This is a genomic window from Flavobacterium album, from assembly GCF_003096035.1.
GTDB lineage: Bacteria > Bacteroidota > Bacteroidia > Flavobacteriales > Flavobacteriaceae > Flavobacterium > Flavobacterium album.
The window spans coordinates 1,325,021-1,341,997 of the sequence record NZ_CP029186.1 but is presented as its reverse complement, the minus strand read 5'-3'; the positions used below and the strand labels follow the sequence as shown (position 1 = coordinate 1,341,997).

Sequence of the window (16,977 nt, the reverse complement as noted above, 5' to 3'; positions counted from 1 at the left end):
AGTACCTGTTTCTGTTGAAAATTAATCGAGAACTCCTTTAAACTTTTTCTGATTGGCTGTAAAATTATCTTTTTGCCCCAAATTTCATCTGTTTTTTTACTCCGTAGCCCTGCTATGCAGTGCAAAAAAGCTAAAATTTGAAACAAAAATCTTTATTTTTCGCTTCAATCAAAAAAGTTTAAACGAGTTCTTTTATATCTTAGCAACCAATAACCAATTGTATGCTACAGCGACCCGAATGCGCCTATATGCTGGATAAGCTGCGGAACGACCTTCCAAAGCACCTGAAATACCATACGCTGGAGCATACGCTCGATGTGTACAGCCGTGCCGAAGCCATTGCGAAACAGGAAGGCCTTACCGGCAGGATGCTGGAACTGCTGCTGGTTGCCGCTGTTTACCATGATGCGGGGTATTTGTACCAAAGGGTGCAGCATGAGGACCGCTCCTGCGAAATTGCCCGCGAAGTACTGCCCGGTTATGGTTATAACGTGGAGGATATTGACGAAATATGCCGCATTATTATGGCAACGCAGCTGCCGCAAAATCCCGGCTCGCTGGCGGAACAGATCATTTGTGATGCCGACCTGGATTACCTTGGCCGTGACGATTTTTTTGCGACCGGCGAAAAACTGTACCACGAAATGCTGCACGCCGGAGTGATTGCCGACGAAAAAGAGTGGGATGCCATACAGGTAAAATTCCTGGAGAACCACCGCTTTTTTACACCAACGTCTGTTGCATTGCGAAGTGCCAAAAAAGAAGAGAATTTAAACACGCTGAAAGCGAAACTATAAAATGAAGCAACTCTACTCTAAAAGTAACCTTGTCGATATTGCCTATGCTGTGGCCGGCATCCTTTTTTGCGGTTTCGCGCTAAAGGGCTTTTTAGTACCTAACAAATTTTTCGACGGCGGTATGACCGGTATCTCGCTATTGGTTCATGAACTGTACCATTGGGATATCCCATATGTGATCATACTGGCCAACATACCGTTCGTGATCATGGCGGCTTTCCAGGTGAACCGCAATTTTGCCCTGCGCACCATGACGGCTATTATCGGTCTTGGACTCTGCCTGTATTATATCGATTATCCACAAATCACTTCCGATAAGCTGTTGGTATCAATATTTGGCGGGGTATTTATGGGCATCGGTATCGGGCTGGCCATGCGGGGCGGCTATGCACTGGATGGCGTTGAGATACTGGCATTATATACGGGCAAACGCATCAGCTTTACCACCAGCGAGATCATACTGGGTATCAATATCATCATATTCCTTGTAGCGGCTGTAGAGCTGGGGCTGCCAACGGCATTGTATTCCATCCTCACCTATTATACTGCCTCCAAGACCATCAACTTTGTCGTCGAGGGGCTTGAGGAGTACACCGGCGTGACCATCATATCAGGCGAAAGCGAGAAGATAAAGGAAGCATTAGTTATGCGCCTGGGCCGCGGCATCACCATTTATAAAGGCGAAAGGGGCTTTATGAAAGAGAGCTATGACATCAGCCAGGATTGCGATATCGTATTCACCGTAGTAACCCGCATGGAATTACGCAGGCTAAACAATATGGTACACGAAATTGACCCTAAAGCGTTCGTGTTTACTAATATCATCAAGGAAGCTGCGGGCGGGATATTGAGCAGGAAGGCGAGGCATTAGAGGGCCTCACCCCCGGCCCCTCTCCGGAGGAGAGGGGAGTCGTAAACCGATATTATTTTCGTTTCAAGACATAACAAAGCCCGAAGCTCATCAACTTCGGGCTTTTCTTTATTATCTTCACGCACCGTCTTTGCGAGCCTGCCTGCGGTACAGGGAGAAACGACGAAGCAATCTTTCCAAGGTCACAATATTGCCTGAATTGAAAGACTGCTTCGTCGTTCCTCCTCGCAGTGACAGAACTCTTAGACTATATTTTTAGAAAAAAATTAATCTATAACCTCATACGTCATTACGGGATTGGCCTTGTTTTTTAGTGTGAACTCACCTACCGGCCCGCAGTTGAATGATTCTTTAGCCCGGTTGTACACCTGCTCGGTAATGAGTATCTGCCCGGGCTTTGCTGCTGCTTGCAGGCGCTGTGCCAGATTTACGGCATCGCCTATGACAGTATAATCAAGCCTTTTCAACGATTCGGAGCCGATGTTGCCGGAAACCATTTCACCCGAATTGACACCTATCGATATTGCGGCCTTGTAGGCTTTATCCCCTGCCTGTATCTCTTCGCTTGCTGCGATGGCCTGGCGGATGGCAAGCGCGGCATCTATAGCGCGGTCCAGATGGTAATCGCCACGGAATACCGCCATTACGGCATCGCCCATGAATTTATCCACGTGGCCTCCCTGTGCTATCACCTCTTTTACGATCTTATCAAAAAGGCTGTTAAGAAGTTTTACCACTTCATTAGCCGGGATCTGTTCGGTAAGGGCTGTAAAACCACATACGTCTACGAAAAGCACGCTGGCTTCCAGCATTTCGTTTTTTAGCAGGGTGTTCTCAAATTCCTTATTGTTCATAAAGTTGAGCACATTCTCATCTACATACATCTTTAGGATGTTGTTTTCTTTGATGGCTTTGATGGTTTGCTGTATCTGGCGCACGTGCTCGATGGTTTTTTCCATGGTAAGCTCAAGGTCTTCAAAATCGACAGGCTTTACCACAAAGTCGAACGCCCCGCGGTTCATGGCCGCACGTATGTTCTGCAGGTCGCCGTAGGCTGAAACCACAACGGCCTTTACCGCAGGATTAGCTTCCGGCAGATGCGACAGCAGCGTAAGCCCGTCCATTACCGGCATGTTGATATCGCTCAGTATAATGTCGAGGTCGGGGTGTTCCTGTAATTTTTGCAGCGCCTCTTCACCATTTTGCGCAAACACGAATTCATAAATATTCTCACGTATCTTCTTTCGGAACTTTTGCTTCACCAGCACTTCCAGGTCGGCCTCATCATCAACAACCAGTATCTTCGCCATTATAGTTCAAGGTGTTTAAGTTTGTCTTTCAATAAATTAAAGTCCAGCGGCTTGGTCAGGAAGTCGTTGGCTCCCTTTTCCATTGCCTGCCTGTGGTTCTCTTCGTCGCCATAGGCCGTTATCATCATAACCACCGGCGGCGGCGCACTGTAGTCGTGCCTTATTTTCGACAGCAGCTCAATGCCGCTCATTCCCGGCATGTTGATGTCGGACAGTATCAGCACCACTTCGGAGTGATGCCCTTCGAGGTAGGCCAGCGCTTCTTCGCCCGACTGGGCAAAATCAAAATCGATCTCGTGGTTTTTTATTTCTTTGCGGAAACGCTGCTGGAAGAGCGGCTGTACATCTGCCTCATCATCTACTACCAGTATTTTCATAGTCTGACTGTTTTAAAAAATGCTTCAACTAAAGTTGCTAATGTAACAATTATACAGCAGGATAAAAAACCTGCGTTTCAATTCGTTCAACAATGCTACGATCCGCCTGCAGGCAAGGCAACCGTAAATTCAGACCCTTCACCTTCTTCACTTTGAATATCAATGGTACCGCCATGTCCTTTTACGATGATATCATAGCTTAATGAAAGCCCCAGCCCGGTACCTTCGCCCGTAGGCTTGGTGGTAAAGAAGGGCTGCAATATCTTATCCTTTATGGCATCGGGTATTCCGGTACCGTTATCTTTCACAATGATCTCAACTGAATTGCCTTTTTGCAATGTGGTGACCATTAATGTCGGTTTATAGGCTATGGCTTCTCCCTGTTTGTCATTTAACAAGCTTTTCTGTTTCTGCTGCGTAGCATAGAATGCATTGGTAAACAGGTTGAGCAACACACGGCCAACATCCTGCGGAATGATGCTTACTTTAGGCAGCCCCTCTTCAAAATGGGTTATAAGGTCGGCATTGAAAGATTTGTCCTTTGCCCGAAGCCCGTGGTAGGCCAGCCTTAAATATTCGTCGGCCAGTATATTAATGTCGGTCGGCTCTTTTTGCCCTGATGAGGCGCGGCTGTGCTGCAGCATCCCTTTTACGATGCTGTCGGCACGCTTGCCATGGTGCATGATCTTTTCGAGGTTTTGTTTTATATCGCCCGAAATAGCTTTTACCTCAGCAAGATCACCTTTGTCGAGTTCTTCTTCCATCTCGTCCAGCAGCTCGATGCTTACATCGCTGAAGTTGTTTACAAAGTTGAGCGGGTTTTGTATCTCGTGGGCAATGCCTGCCGTGAGCTCTCCCAGAGAGGCCATCTTTTCGGATTGTATAAGCTGGTTTTGGGTTTGTTTCAGGTTTTCGAGTGAGTGCTCCAGCTCTGCCGTGCGTTCCTTTACCAGTTCTTCAAGCTCCTGTTTTTGCTGGGCAATAAGCCTGTTGCGCTCTTCTTCCCTTTCAAGGGCGGCCCGGGCATTTGCCGTTTGCAATGACTTGAACCGCGCGAACATACCCCATGACAGCACGAGTATCGTCCACATACCGCAGGTAGCTATGGTCCAGTTAAAATCGAACGGGAGGATAAGGTCCAGAACAGGGCTCAGTATAAACGGCATTGCGGCGATAACGAACAATCGGGCTTCCTTGTCTTTTTTGCGCAGCAGCGATATGATCATCACAATAGCAGCTATAATAAATACAAATCCTGCCAATGATGTGATACCAATGATTATCATGAGCAAAACAACCCACCTGTTCAGGATACACAGGTAAATGAGCGCCCCGCTTATACCGATGTAAACCGAGAAATATACCAGGAATTTATCCCATCCGGGGAAATGGATGTTCACCCTGAAGAAGAAGCGCACCGTATGCAATAGCATTATGATAAAGAAAGTGATCGTTGCGGCAAGAAAGAAAGGATATGCGCTCCTGAGCTCATCAAAGGCCAGGGAAGAAAAAACATTCTCTGCCATCAGGAAAGCCGAAGATATGAGCATGAACGCAAAGACCAGGTACACTTTTTCCCGGTTGACATAATAAAAGAACAGGTTGAAAATAACCCCGAATATCATAAACCCGAAAAAGCCAAAGGCGATGACATCTTCGGAAGTATAGTTGGGCGCGTCTTTATAATACCGGTCGATGATCTTAAGGTAATTACCTATACGCGGCGTTGGGCTCGACCAGAAAGTGACATCGCCAAAGTTTTGGTACACCTTAATTTCTTCGCCGGGTTCGAGGGTATAGGGTACTTCCAACAGGTCCTTAAGGCCGTCGCGATCGCTCCAGGATACCATATCGCCGCTTTTGAAATGTTGCCATTTGCCTTTTTTGCTTATATAGATATGCTCTTTGGTATGCCTTGCAGAAAATGTAATGATCAGCGCATGCGCTGAAGTATTTTTTAAACGGTAGCGCACCCATACGTGCGATTTTACCTGGAAATTGGTTATCGCGCTTTCCGGGGGTTTAAACCACCCGGAATATTTTGGCGTAAGCACATCCTTAAAGCCGACTTCTTTTTCCCAGGTGTTTACCTGCTGCCAGTTCTCTTCGTCAAGTTCCCGGTAGAGGGGCAGGCTGTCATTCAGTATGACGGGTGCCGGCCATTCGTCCTGCGCAAAAACAGGAAGGGCAAACAGTACTATCAAATAAATCAGGTATCTTTTCATACGCACATGTTTTAAATTGGAAGGGTGATTGTAAAGGTAGTAAAAACACCTTCTTCGCTTTCAATAGCAATATTCCCGTTATGTCCCTTGACCACAATATCATAACTGAGGCTCAGCCCTAATCCGGTACCTTCGCCGGTAGGCTTGGTGGTAAAAAACGGCTGTAAAATCTTATCCTTAATGGCATCGGGAATCCCGGTCCCGTTGTCTTTCACAATGATTTCTATCGAATTGCCTTTTTGCTGTGTAGTTACAGTTACTGCCGGCTTATACGGCGCATCTGAAAACTGCGACTGTTTACTTTTCTCCTGCGTCGCATAAAAAGCATTGGTAAACAGGTTGAGCAATACACGCCCAACATCCTGCGGAATGATATTTACTTTCGGGAGATTTTCATCGAAACGGGTAATGAGCTCCGCATTGAAGGATTTATCTTTAGCCCTTAATCCATGATACGCCAGCCTTAAATATTCATCGGCAAGGGCATTAATATCCGTTGCTTCTTTCTGTCCTGATGAAGCCCGGCTGTGCTGCAGCATCCCTTTTACAATGCTGTCTGCCCGCCTGCCGTGGTGGTTTATCTTCTCCAGGTTTTGCTTTACATCGGCAGCAATGGCTTTGGCTTCTTCCACATCGCCTTTGTCCAGCTCTTCGCCCATCTCGTCCAAAAGCTCGATACTCACATCGCTGAAGTTGTTTACAAAGTTGAGCGGGTTCTGTATCTCGTGCGCAATGCCTGCGGTAAGCTCTCCCAATGAGGCCATTTTCTCGGACTGTATCAGCTGCGACTGGGTTGTCTTCAGGCTTTCGAGTGATGCGTTAAGCTCCCGAGTACGCAGGGCTACTTTTTCCTCGAGCTCGTGGTTTTTCGCTTTCAGCTTGCGCGAGCGGTACACAATATACCCTCTTAACAAGACACCAAATATCACGATATACAAGGCATAGGCCCACCAGGTACGCCACCACGGCGGCAGTATAGTTACCGTAATGCTGCTGCCTTTTTCGTCCCAAACCCCATCTGCATTAGCGCTTTTCACCCTGAAAGTATAAGTTCCCGGAGAAAGGTTGGTATAAGTAGCCGATCGCTGTGTTCCCGCTTCTATCCATGCATCGTCATAGCCTTCCAGCTTATAGCGGTAACTGTTAAGCGCCGGGTTGTCGTAATGCAGGCCGATATACGTAAACGTAAGCCGGTTTTCATAATAGCTGAGCTCGGGAGCTTCTCTTCCGTCGAGGTATAATGTTGTTTCCTGCCTGCCGCCATCTTTGCCGGGGTAGGAAATGGATTGTATGTGGGTTGCCGGCGCTATCGGGCTGGGCTTTATGTTTTTCGGGTTAAACATAACAAGGCCCCGCTTGCTCACCATAAAAAAGTCGCCATTGACGTCTTTGAACGGCGGGCGGATAAACTGGCTTTCGGGCAGCCCGTTGGCTTTGGTAAGGGGGAAAAATTTACCTGTTTTGGGATTGAACCTCGTCAGTCCCCTTTCGGACGCAATCCACAGGTTACCTTCACTATCTTTGGTGATGCCCTGCACATTATTGGCCAGCAGGCCGTCTTCCTGACGGTACACTTTTATCTTCCCCGTTTTGGTATCAATCCTGAAAAGCCCGTGCAGGTATGACCCTGTCCAGACGATACCGTTTGTATCTTCAAGAAAAGCCGTAATGCACATCATGCCGATAGAACGGTCGTTATAGTGCGAGAACTTCCCTGTTTTTTCATCGAGCTTGTTGAGTCCCCCATAATTAGTCCCCACCCAGATATTCCCTTTGCTGTCTTCGTTGATAGATACCACATTGCTGTCGTCCAGCTTGTCGGTTTTTATCATCGCATTTCCTTCGCGCTTTTCGAACGGATAACGGACGAAACAGCGGGAAGCTGCATCAAAACGGCAGAGGCCCGCGCCATAAGTGCCTATCCATATCCTACCTTTACTGTCGCACAAGAGCGTATAGGCATTATTTGCCGGAAGGCTTTTGGGATCGTTGGGGTCGTTGCGGAATGTTTCCACAGCGCCAGTTGCAGGATCGTAACTGTAAAGCCCGCCGGTAATGAGCGTATACCATATTTTGCCATTTTTATCAACCACAACATTCCAGGCCGCATTCTTGCTGTCCTTGTCCGGGACCGTTTCAAACGTGTTTGCTTTCCTGTCCCACTTTATGATCCCGTTTTTGGTAGCGAGCCAGTAAATACTGTCTTTTCCCTGGGCAACTTTATAAACGGTACCTCCTTTATAACCTTTTTCAGCTTCGTAATCATCCTTTAAAAAAGTGTAATTGGACTTTTGGTTGTTTAGCCGCAGCAATCCGAGGTCGAGCGTAGCAACATAAAGTGTCCCGCTTCGGTCCATTAGCGGAGGTAAAGTATAATTCAGCGAGAAATGCTCCAGCCCGCGGGCATTCCCGCTTTTTGTGGTATACCGCGTGAAAGTCTTTGTTTTGATATCAAACTGCATGATACCAACCGGGCCAACGATCCACATCTTGTCATCGGGTGTTTCTGCCATACCCACCACAACGCCGCCATATCCCCTGTTTGCAGGGCCGGAATCAGCGGGGAAATAATTTTTTATGGCGCCGGTTTTAGTATCAATAAGCGATATGCCGTTCATTGTGCCTGCCCATAAGCGCTTGTGCCTGTCTTTATAAATGGTAAAAATGGTATCAGATCCCAAACCATCAGATCTTAAATAATTCTTCAGCGCTTTTGTGGATGTATTGAGCCGCGTAACGCCGCCTCCCGAATTGACAAAGCCCTGATTGGCCAGCCACAGCTCGCCTTTTTTAGTTGGCGACTCTACAATATGCCATACATCGCCTACATTGGATGTTCCTTTTTTTATTTCCCGGACGAATTTTTGCTGCTTCTTATCATAGCTGTACAACCCGTTATCGGTACCCAGCCACAATTTTCCCCTGCTGTCCTCAGTCATTACATTGAATGTCTGGGCATCTATATTGTTCTTCCCTTTATAGACAGCCCCGAACGGGATAGTATTTTTTGCAGCGGGATCGTATTTATACAGGTCGTTATTATGTTCGGAACCGGGGCTACTCTCATTGTTTTCGTTTTTTGTAATGAGCCATATGGTACCCTGGCTGTCCTCGGTGATCGACTTTATCGACTTCTTTTTCAGGTCGACACCCTTTCCCATATCGGCCAGGACAAATTTGTCATGGGCAACATCATAACGAAACAGCCCCACATATTCCGTCCCTACCCAAATGATGCCTTTGCTGTCCTCGAATACGCAATTGATGTAGTAAAAATCTATTTTGGACGAAGTCCTGAATTCATACACTTTAGTGGTATAGCCGTCGTGGCGCACCAGTCCGTTCTGTGTACCCATCCAGATATAGCCTTTCTTGTCCTGCAGCAGCGCGGTTATCCGGTTCTCGGGCAGGCCGTCTTCCATGGTAATGTATTCGAAGGCCGCTTTTTTAGCCTGTGAATGAGCGGCAATAGTGAATACTAATGCAAAAATTAAATAGTATAAGTGTTTCATATAGTTGGTTGGATGGCTTGTCTAAACCTTGCTAAATATAGTATTTTTTTGAAGCATCATGAATAATTGATGTTAAAATGACTATTCTTCCGGTAAATTGCTTCAGGTATAGCGGCTCTTATGATGCAGACCGTAATAATAAAACTCGCTTAACACCCAGTTTAAATGTAAATCCTTGCTTTGCTTGCAACTAAATTTGATCGGCCATGAGAAAGCGTGAAGTTGACTTAGTTGTAATATCAGATGTGCACCTCGGCACCTACGGCTGCCACTCCAAAGAACTGCTGCGCTACCTGAAAAGCATCAACCCCAAACAGATCATCCTGAACGGTGATATCATCGACATCTGGCAATTCAGCAAATCCTACTGGCCGGAGTCGCACATGAAGGTCCTGCGCCGCATCATGAAGTTCGTTTCCGATGGCGTGCCCGTATATTACCTCACCGGCAACCATGACGAAATGCTCCGTAAGTTTGCCGACATCAACCTCGGGAGCTTCCGGCTGCTGAACAAGCTCGTGCTGAAGATCAACGGCGAGAAGGCATGGTTTTTCCACGGAGATGTTTTTGATGTCACGATGCAGAATTCGAAATGGCTTGCCAAGATGGGCGCTGTGGGCTATGACACCCTGATACTCATCAACAGTTTTGTGAACTGGTGCCTTACCAAAATGGGGCGCGAGAAGATGAGCTTTTCGCAACGCATAAAAAAGCGGTTCAAGGATGCGGTAAAATTTATCAACGACTTCGAAACTACGGCTGCAGGGCTCGCCATTGATAAAGGATATGCCTATGTAGTTTGCGGACACATCCACCAGCCGGAAATGCGTGAAATAAGCAACAGTAAGGGCAAAGTGCTGTACCTTAATTCGGGCGACTGGGTAGAGAGCCTTACAGCGCTGGAATATAATATGGGCCAATGGAGTATTTTTAACTACAGGACCGACTATAAGGAGCAGCCGGACGAACCGGATGATTTTGAAGATGCCTTTGATACCGAAGACCTGAACGATATGCTCGACATCAAGTCACTGCTGATACAGTTTAAACTGGATACGGAGTAGGGCCAGCCCCCTAACCCCCGAAGGGGGAACTCCACTCATGCCGGTTAGTCCTCTCCCCCAACCCCTCTCCCAATGAGAGGGGAGCGAGACGTGCCGACAGGGTGTGAAATTGTTCCTCCATACAACCGAACGAAGGAGCTATCTTTCCAGGTCAATTATCAATTCAGGCTTAAGGAAAGATTGCCGCGCTCCATTATTCCGCTCGCAATGACCGCACGGGTAGATTCTAATACCCGTAAAATTTTTGTTATTGGCCCTGCAAAAAAGACTTATACCAATGCCCGGATGCTTTGATGATGCGCTGCTGTGTGTCAAAATCCACATGTACGAGGCCGAAACGCGGGTGGTAGCCTTCGGCCCATTCAAAGTTGTCAAGGAGTGTCCATACAAAATAACCCCGGACGTTTACGCCTTCATTCTTTGCATTGAGAACCTGTTTGAGGTGATCGTTTATATATTGTATTCGCTGGTCATCCTTTACCTCGCCATTAACCGGCTGGTCGGTGAAGGCTGCCCCGTTTTCGGTAATATAAATCTTTTTCACTCCTTCATAAGCGCCATATTTTTTCAGCATGTGATATATGGATGGGGGATATATCTCCCACCCCATTGCGGTCAGGGGCACTTTGCGGTTTTGCGCTTTTACAAGTACTGCATTAAGGTAAGGGACAAATATGGAGTGCTTTACAACTTCACGGGTATAATTCTGCACACCGATAAAATCAAAATCGAACTTCATTTTTTCCTCATCGCCCGGCTGTATGTATTTGTGCAGCTTTTTCAGCACCGGCAAATCTTCGCGCGGATAGCCCAGTCCAAGTACAGGCTCAATAAACAAACGGTTGAGTAAGGCATCGGCCCTTTTTGCTGCGGCAAAATCTTTCGGGCCGGCGGTGTAGGGCTCAATATAAGAACAGGAGAAAGTGGTACCTATTTCGGCATCCGGCAAGAGGTTTCGTAGTACCCTTCCGCCCTCTGCCATGCTCAATATGGCGTGGTGGGCAGCCGGAAGGAAATTGGGCAGCCCTTTTTTGCCCGGAGCATGCAGCCCCATGAAGTAACCCGCTCCGGTAAACACCATCGGTTCGTTCATAACCATCCAGTGCTTTACCCTGTCGCCAAAATTTTTCGCACAGACCTCAACATACTCAGCAAACCACGAAATGATATCGCGGTTTACCCAGCCGCCTTTCATCTCAAGTTCGTGCGGAAGATCCCAGTGGTATAATGTAATCCAGGGCTCTATGCCGTTTTCAAGGCAGCTGTCGATCACCCTGTTGTAAAAATCGATTCCCTTTTGGTTTACCTTTCCGGTACCTTCGGGCATGATCCGGGGCCATGAAAGAGAGAACCTGAGGTTGGGGATGTTCAGCTCTTTTACAAGGGCAATATCTTCGGGATAGCGGTTATAAAAATCGCAGGCTATGTTGGCATTATGCCCGTTGGCGATGCTGCCGCTCTTTGCCGTAAAAATATCCCATATAGAAAGGCCTTTCTCATCGGTATCGTGCCCGCCCTCGATCTGGTAGGCCGCTGTAGAAACGCCCCACTTAAACGATTCGCCAAACTGGTCCCTGCTAAGTAAATCTGTATCGTTAAGCTCCATTTGTAATTTCAGGGCTTTTATTAGTAATGCCGGAAGATGTGTGTTTTTGCAGGATCATGTCTACAATCTGCTGCGTGATATCGGGATAGTCAACGGGAATTACCTGCCCGTTTTCCAGCCAATCAAAAATGGTTTCCAAATATTTTGGCTTCAGGCTTTTCACCACAGGCACGCCCATAACCTTTAGCGCGGCAGCATTGAGGTGCTGCTCGTACTGGTTTTTCATGGGTATAACCAATAGTTTTTTGCCAAGAAAAAGCGCTTCGGCCGGGGTCTCAAAGCCTGCACCGCACAGCACACCGGACGAAGATGCCATGCTTTGGGTAAATTTTTCGTTATTAATAGGCTGTACCGTAATGTTGCCTATGGTAAACTGTTTCTTGTTGTGTTTTGAGAATACGTCCCACTTTACGGCTTTGTAAACCGACAGCCTTTTGATGAGCCTGCGGTCATCATAAGACGGAAGGTAAACCGTATAGTGCCCTTTGTCTGTAATTTTCTGCTCCCGTACCTGTTTGCGTATTACAGGTGTGAATATTGTATGACCGTTGGATGCGAAATGAAACCCATAGGCGGCGGTATTGGGCGCGTAGTTATTGAGTATCAGCTTGCCCATCATGTCTTCATGTTCCGGCTTTGGCGAGTCCGGCGCCAATACGGCAGATTGATGGCTTAACGAAATGCAGGGCTTGTTCTTAAAGTAGCAGGCCCATGCCGAAACGGGCTCGAAATCGTTGATGACAAGGTCGTATTTTTCCACTGGCAGGGTGTTGATCTCTTTGCGCAGCTTCCTGAAATTGGTCTTTGCAGCCGTTTTCCATAAGCTCACCCCGCCGCTCTTCCCGAAAATAAAGCTAAGGCCCCGCAATTTGTATTTTATGGGAAACGGAAGTGTAAGGTCGCCCTGTATGCCACTGACAAGGACATCGACTTCACCATGCTTTAAAAGGCAGGGCACAACATCCATAGACCGGCTCAGGTGGCCATTGCCTGTTCCCTGGATCGCGTAGAGTATTTTCATCGGCAGTATTTTAAGGCCGCGCAAAATCTTATAGCCCCCGTTTTCCAGTATGAGGATAAGTTTAGTTAGCCATTAAGTTATTGTTAGCAAAAATAGAAGGGAGCAAACGATAGAGCGGTTCAAACATGATGATATAATCGTTAACAAATCGTTACCAATAAGGTGTTTAACAGTGCTTTGAAAGCCAAAATGCGATCTTGTGCAATAGCAACAAATAACCATTTCATAAAACTCCCATAATTCCGGATTTTACAATATAAAGTAGCTTGCGCAGCATTTTGCATATAACCAAAACAATAACAATGCGAAAAGAAAACAAGCTATACCATTTCGGGGTACTGGCTATCCTGATCTGTATTTTGGGAATGGGCGCTTCTTATGCCCAATGCCCTACAATCACCTCCTTTACACCGGCATCCGGCCCTGTCAATACGGTAGTAACTATTACCGGAAACAATTTCCAGTCGGGACCGGGTATTACATCGGCACAAATTAATGGTGTAACGGTAACTGACTTTACTATTATCACCAATACAGAAGCACAGGTTACCATACCGGCAACAGCTACCAACGGAACGATAACCCTTGCTTCAAGCGCATGCTCCGGGGCATCGGGCAGTTCTTTCACGGTATTAGCTTCGGACTGTAATGTTGTTGCTCCTACCGAAATCTACATATCGGAGCTCTACGACCATAATCCGGGAAGCTATGGCGTAATAGAATTATACAATCCTACCAATAGTACTATTGTTTTTAACGGCCAGTATGTACTGGAGCGTTATGGCGACATAGGCGATGCTGCGCCAACTCCGGGGTATACCCTTATACTTACCGGCTCTGTTGCAGCGCATTCCACCTATCTGGTCTCGAGCTGGGGCACGGGAGAACAGGGCTGCAATGTTACCGTGAGTGGAAACCTTGGGGGCGGCATTAATGGTAATGACGAATTCAAATTGCGTAAGAATGGTGCTGTGATTGATATTTCAAGAGCTCCGACATACGCATGGTACTCGGTAATCAGGAAGCCCAATGCTACCGCACCTTCTGCCTCTTATATAGCAGGCGACTGGAATACTTCGCCCCAAAACGGGCAAAGCTGTTCCGATCTTGGCAGCCACACTACTACCGTAGCTGCGCCTACCACCATAACCACACAGCCACAGGATGCTGCAGTATGCCAGGATGGACAGGCACAATTTTCGGTAGTGATAAGCAACACCGTAGGCTTCAGCTACCAGTGGAAAATGCTCAATGCCGCAGGCATGTGGGTGGATGTAACCAACGGCGCAGGCTACTCGGGTGCAACCACAGCTACCCTTACTGTTGACCCTGCTTCGGCAGATTTTGACGGCAGCCAGTATTATTGCCAGATATCTTCAACTGGATGTACATTACTTACCAATGCCGCACAACTTGTTATCATACCGCAGCCCGAAGTAACAATAGCTATAACAGAGCCTACCTGTACCACACCAACAGGAAGCATAACCATTACACCTGTAGTTGGCGAAGGCCTTACCTACCAGATAAATGGCGGGCCTTTCCAGGCATCACCTACATTCGCGGGGTTAGACCCGGGAGATTATATCCTTACCATACAAGGGCCGGGCGGATGTCCCCCTGTCAATATGGATGTAACCATTGACGGTACACCTGCCGCCCCTGCTGTTGCTACCGTAACAACAGTGCAGCCTACCTGTGCCATACCAACAGGAACTATAACCATTACCGCGCCGACTGAAACAGGAATGACATACAGCCTTAACAACGGACCATTCCAGCCGGAAACAACATTTGGCGGACTTACTCCGGGAGTTTATACCGTTACCGTAAAAAATGCCGGGGGATGTACTTCCGTAACCGGAAATATCAATATCAATGCGGTACCTGCCGGCCCGGCTGTTGCAACGGTAACTACGATTGACCCTACCTGCACCACTCTTACGGGAACTATAACCGTTACTGCACCGGCAGGCGCAGGAATTACATACGCCCTTGACGGTGGCCCTTTCCAAGACGGAAACTCCTTTGCCGGCCTTGCTCCTGGAACGTATAGCATTACCGTAAAAAATGCTGCCGGATGTACTTCTGTACATACTAACATCGTTATAAACCCTGCGCCAAATGCTCCGGCACAAGCTGCTGTTACAACGGTACAGCCCACATGCAGTGTACTAACCGGATCGATAACCGTAACCGCACCAATTGAGACAGGCATGACCTACAGCCTTAACGGAGGGCCATTCCAAACGGAAACGACATTTGACACGCTTGCCGCCGGCACCTATACGATCACTGTAAAAAATGCTAACGGATGTACCTCTGTAAGCGGCAATATTTTTATTGATCCTGCGCCAATAGTACCTGATGCGGCAATTGCAACAACCATGCAGCCAACATGTACAACCCCTACCGGATCTATAACCGTAACCGCACCCGTTGGAAGCGGACTTACCTACAGCATTAACGGAGGCGCTTTCCAATCGGAAACGCTATTTGACGATCTTATTCCGGGGACCTATACTATTACCGTAAAGAATGCTGATGGGTGTACATCTGTAAGCAATAACATCGTAATAGATGCCGTGCCAAATGCTCCGGCGCCTGCTGCTATAACAACAGTACAGCCTACCTGTGTAGTGACTACAGGCGCTATAACTATTATTGCACCGGTTGGAACAGGACTTACATACGCCCTGAACGGCGGAGCTTTCCAAGCGGAAACAACTTTTGCCACCCTTGCTCCCGGCACTTATACTATATCTGTTAAAAATGCGGATGGATGTACATCGGTAAACAGTATTATCATAAACCCTGTTCCGAATGCTCCGGCTCCGGCGACTGCTACAACTTTACAGCCTACATGTGTCAACCCTTTTGGATCGATCAACGTTACTTCTCCTGTGGGAGCGGGACTTACATACAGCCTTAACGGTGGGGCTTTCCAGACGGAAACAACTTTTGGCAACCTTATCCCGGGAACGTACACCGTTACCGTTAAGAATGCTGACGGATGTACTTCAGTAAGCAATAACATCTTTATAAATACTGTGCCAAATGCGCCTGACTTGGCAACGGTGACACCAATACAACCTACTTGCGCTACCCCAGCAGGCTCGCTAAACATTACTGCACCCGTGGGAACTGGTTATACATACAGCCTGAATGGCGGCGCTTTCCAAACGGAAACAGCATTTGGCGGCCTGGCGCCGGGTACATATACTATTACCGTTAAAAATGCCGACGGATGTACTTCAGTAAGCAACAACATAGTAATAAATGCTGTACCAAACGGACCGGCAACAGCTACAGCAACAACTATACAGCCTACCTGTGCTGTGCCAACCGGATCGATAACGGTTACGGCACCGACTGAAACAGGCATGACCTACAGCCTTAATGGCGGCGCTTTCCAGACGGCCACAACATTTGCCGGTCTTGCTCCTGCGAATTATACCATTACCGTTAAAAATGCGGACGGATGTACTTCGGTTTCTGCCCCGATAACCCTCAGCCCGCTGCCGGCAGGCCCACAGGTTACGGGTACACAGGGATGCAGGGATACCTCTTTTGGAAAGAACTATGTTCTGGAAGGATTGCCTTTGGATAATTCTTTTGATATCGCCACTTCAGATTTTGAATGGAAGGATGAGCAGGGTATTGTGGTTGGCAGCAATGAGAACACCTTCAACGTGTCGCAATATGTGGACAGCAATGGTATAGAAGCAACTGATTTCCCGCTTCAGTTCCGGGTGACTGTCACTACAGCAACAGGTTGTGAAAGCATGTATACTTTTACAGTAGAAGCTTCGTTCTGTACGATTCCAAGGGGTATATCGCCAAACAATGACATGAAGAATGACAATTTTGACATAACAGGCCTGCAAGCGCGCAAGCTGGCTATCTTTAACCGTTATGGCAAAGAAGTGTATACCCGCAATGATTACAAAGACGAATGGTACGGACAGGCCGATAATGGCGATGAGCTGCCAACAGGTACTTACTTTTATGTGATTGAGACTCCGGCCGATTCGTATACCGGATGGGTTTATATCAACAGGCAGGTCAACTAAAAAGTTTAAAATATGCGTGCTGTATTGAAGTGATTATGTGCCACTTTTAGTACAGCACATATATTTTAATTTACATTGCTTTACAAATATATCATTATCAGGCAACTATAATTTAACTTTA

General features: G+C 47.3%; 10 protein-coding genes. 4 read left to right on the top strand and 6 right to left on the bottom strand.

Features of this window, described 5'->3' with window-relative positions:
• Positions 1–221 precede the first annotated feature (221 nt).
• The gene (locus HYN59_RS05830) at positions 222–797 is read left to right on the top strand and encodes an HD domain-containing protein (RefSeq protein WP_108777375.1); all 576 of its coding nucleotides are present in this window, start codon (positions 222–224) and stop codon (positions 795–797) included.
• Between the two features lies 1 nt (position 798).
• Positions 799–1,668: a YitT family protein gene (locus tag HYN59_RS05825; protein WP_108777374.1), complete on the top strand. Its 870-nt coding sequence runs from the start codon at positions 799–801 to the stop codon at positions 1,666–1,668.
• 266 nt (positions 1,669–1,934) lie between these two features.
• On the opposite strand, the gene HYN59_RS05820 is transcribed toward HYN59_RS05825, so the two are convergent.
• The 4 genes from HYN59_RS05820 to HYN59_RS05805 all read right to left on the bottom strand — a co-directional run bounded on the left by HYN59_RS05820 (position 1,935) and on the right by HYN59_RS05805 (position 9,092).
• Entirely contained in the window at positions 1,935–2,978 is a 1,044-nt protein-coding gene (locus HYN59_RS05820) for an adenylate/guanylate cyclase domain-containing protein (protein WP_181369515.1), read from the bottom strand.
• A complete protein-coding gene (locus HYN59_RS05815) occupies positions 2,978–3,355 on the bottom strand; it encodes a response regulator (RefSeq protein ID WP_108777372.1) in 378 nt (125 codons plus the stop codon). Before HYN59_RS05815 ends, HYN59_RS05820 begins: the two co-directional genes overlap by 1 nt.
• Before the next feature lie 95 nt (positions 3,356–3,450).
• Positions 3,451–5,580, bottom strand: coding sequence for a sensor histidine kinase (locus HYN59_RS05810; protein ID WP_108777371.1), 2,130 nt, complete (start codon positions 5,578–5,580; stop codon positions 3,451–3,453).
• 11 nt (positions 5,581–5,591) lie between these two features.
• Positions 5,592–9,092: a two-component regulator propeller domain-containing protein gene (locus HYN59_RS05805; protein WP_108777370.1), complete on the bottom strand. Its 3,501-nt coding sequence runs from the start codon at positions 9,090–9,092 to the stop codon at positions 5,592–5,594.
• Between the two features lie 206 nt (positions 9,093–9,298).
• On the opposite strand from HYN59_RS05805, the gene HYN59_RS05800 reads away from it, so the two are divergent.
• Entirely contained in the window at positions 9,299–10,156 is an 858-nt protein-coding gene (locus tag HYN59_RS05800) for a UDP-2,3-diacylglucosamine diphosphatase (protein ID WP_108777369.1), read from the top strand.
• A 247-nt stretch (positions 10,157–10,403) separates the two neighbouring features.
• Here HYN59_RS05800 and HYN59_RS05795 read toward each other — a convergent pair whose 3' ends face one another.
• Both HYN59_RS05795 and HYN59_RS05790 read right to left on the bottom strand, forming a co-directional pair.
• Positions 10,404–11,762 carry a GH1 family beta-glucosidase gene (locus tag HYN59_RS05795; RefSeq protein WP_108777368.1) on the bottom strand — a complete coding sequence of 453 codons (1,359 nt, stop codon included), beginning with the start codon at positions 11,760–11,762 and terminating at the stop codon, positions 10,404–10,406.
• Entirely contained in the window at positions 11,752–12,783 is a 1,032-nt protein-coding gene (locus HYN59_RS05790) for a glycosyltransferase family protein (protein ID WP_108777367.1), read from the bottom strand. The genes HYN59_RS05795 and HYN59_RS05790 overlap by 11 nt, the downstream gene beginning before the upstream one ends.
• Positions 12,784–13,085: 302 nt before the next feature.
• Between HYN59_RS05790 and HYN59_RS05785 the strand changes: the two genes are divergently transcribed.
• Positions 13,086–16,856, top strand: coding sequence for a T9SS type B sorting domain-containing protein (locus tag HYN59_RS05785; protein ID WP_108777366.1), 3,771 nt, complete (start codon positions 13,086–13,088; stop codon positions 16,854–16,856).
• The last annotated feature ends 121 nt before the right edge of the window (positions 16,857–16,977 follow it).

What these genes read in the sequence shown, in the direction of transcription:
- HYN59_RS05820 (WP_181369515.1), bottom strand. Translation starts at nt 2,978, where the DNA reads ATGGCGAAGATACTGGTTGTTGATGATGAGGCCGACCTGGAAGTGCTG.
- HYN59_RS05830 (WP_108777375.1), top strand. Translation starts at nt 222, where the DNA reads ATGCTACAGCGACCCGAATGCGCCTATATGCTGGATAAGCTGCGGAAC.
- HYN59_RS05805 (WP_108777370.1), bottom strand. Translation starts at nt 9,092, where the DNA reads ATGAAACACTTATACTATTTAATTTTTGCATTAGTATTCACTATTGCC.
- HYN59_RS05825 (WP_108777374.1), top strand. Translation starts at nt 799, where the DNA reads ATGAAGCAACTCTACTCTAAAAGTAACCTTGTCGATATTGCCTATGCT.
- HYN59_RS05815 (WP_108777372.1), bottom strand. Translation starts at nt 3,355, where the DNA reads ATGAAAATACTGGTAGTAGATGATGAGGCAGATGTACAGCCGCTCTTC.
- HYN59_RS05785 (WP_108777366.1), top strand. Translation starts at nt 13,086, where the DNA reads ATGCGAAAAGAAAACAAGCTATACCATTTCGGGGTACTGGCTATCCTG.
- HYN59_RS05790 (WP_108777367.1), bottom strand. Translation starts at nt 12,783, where the DNA reads ATGAAAATACTCTACGCGATCCAGGGAACAGGCAATGGCCACCTGAGC.
- HYN59_RS05810 (WP_108777371.1), bottom strand. Translation starts at nt 5,580, where the DNA reads ATGAAAAGATACCTGATTTATTTGATAGTACTGTTTGCCCTTCCTGTT.
- HYN59_RS05795 (WP_108777368.1), bottom strand. Translation starts at nt 11,762, where the DNA reads ATGGAGCTTAACGATACAGATTTACTTAGCAGGGACCAGTTTGGCGAA.
- HYN59_RS05800 (WP_108777369.1), top strand. Translation starts at nt 9,299, where the DNA reads ATGAGAAAGCGTGAAGTTGACTTAGTTGTAATATCAGATGTGCACCTC.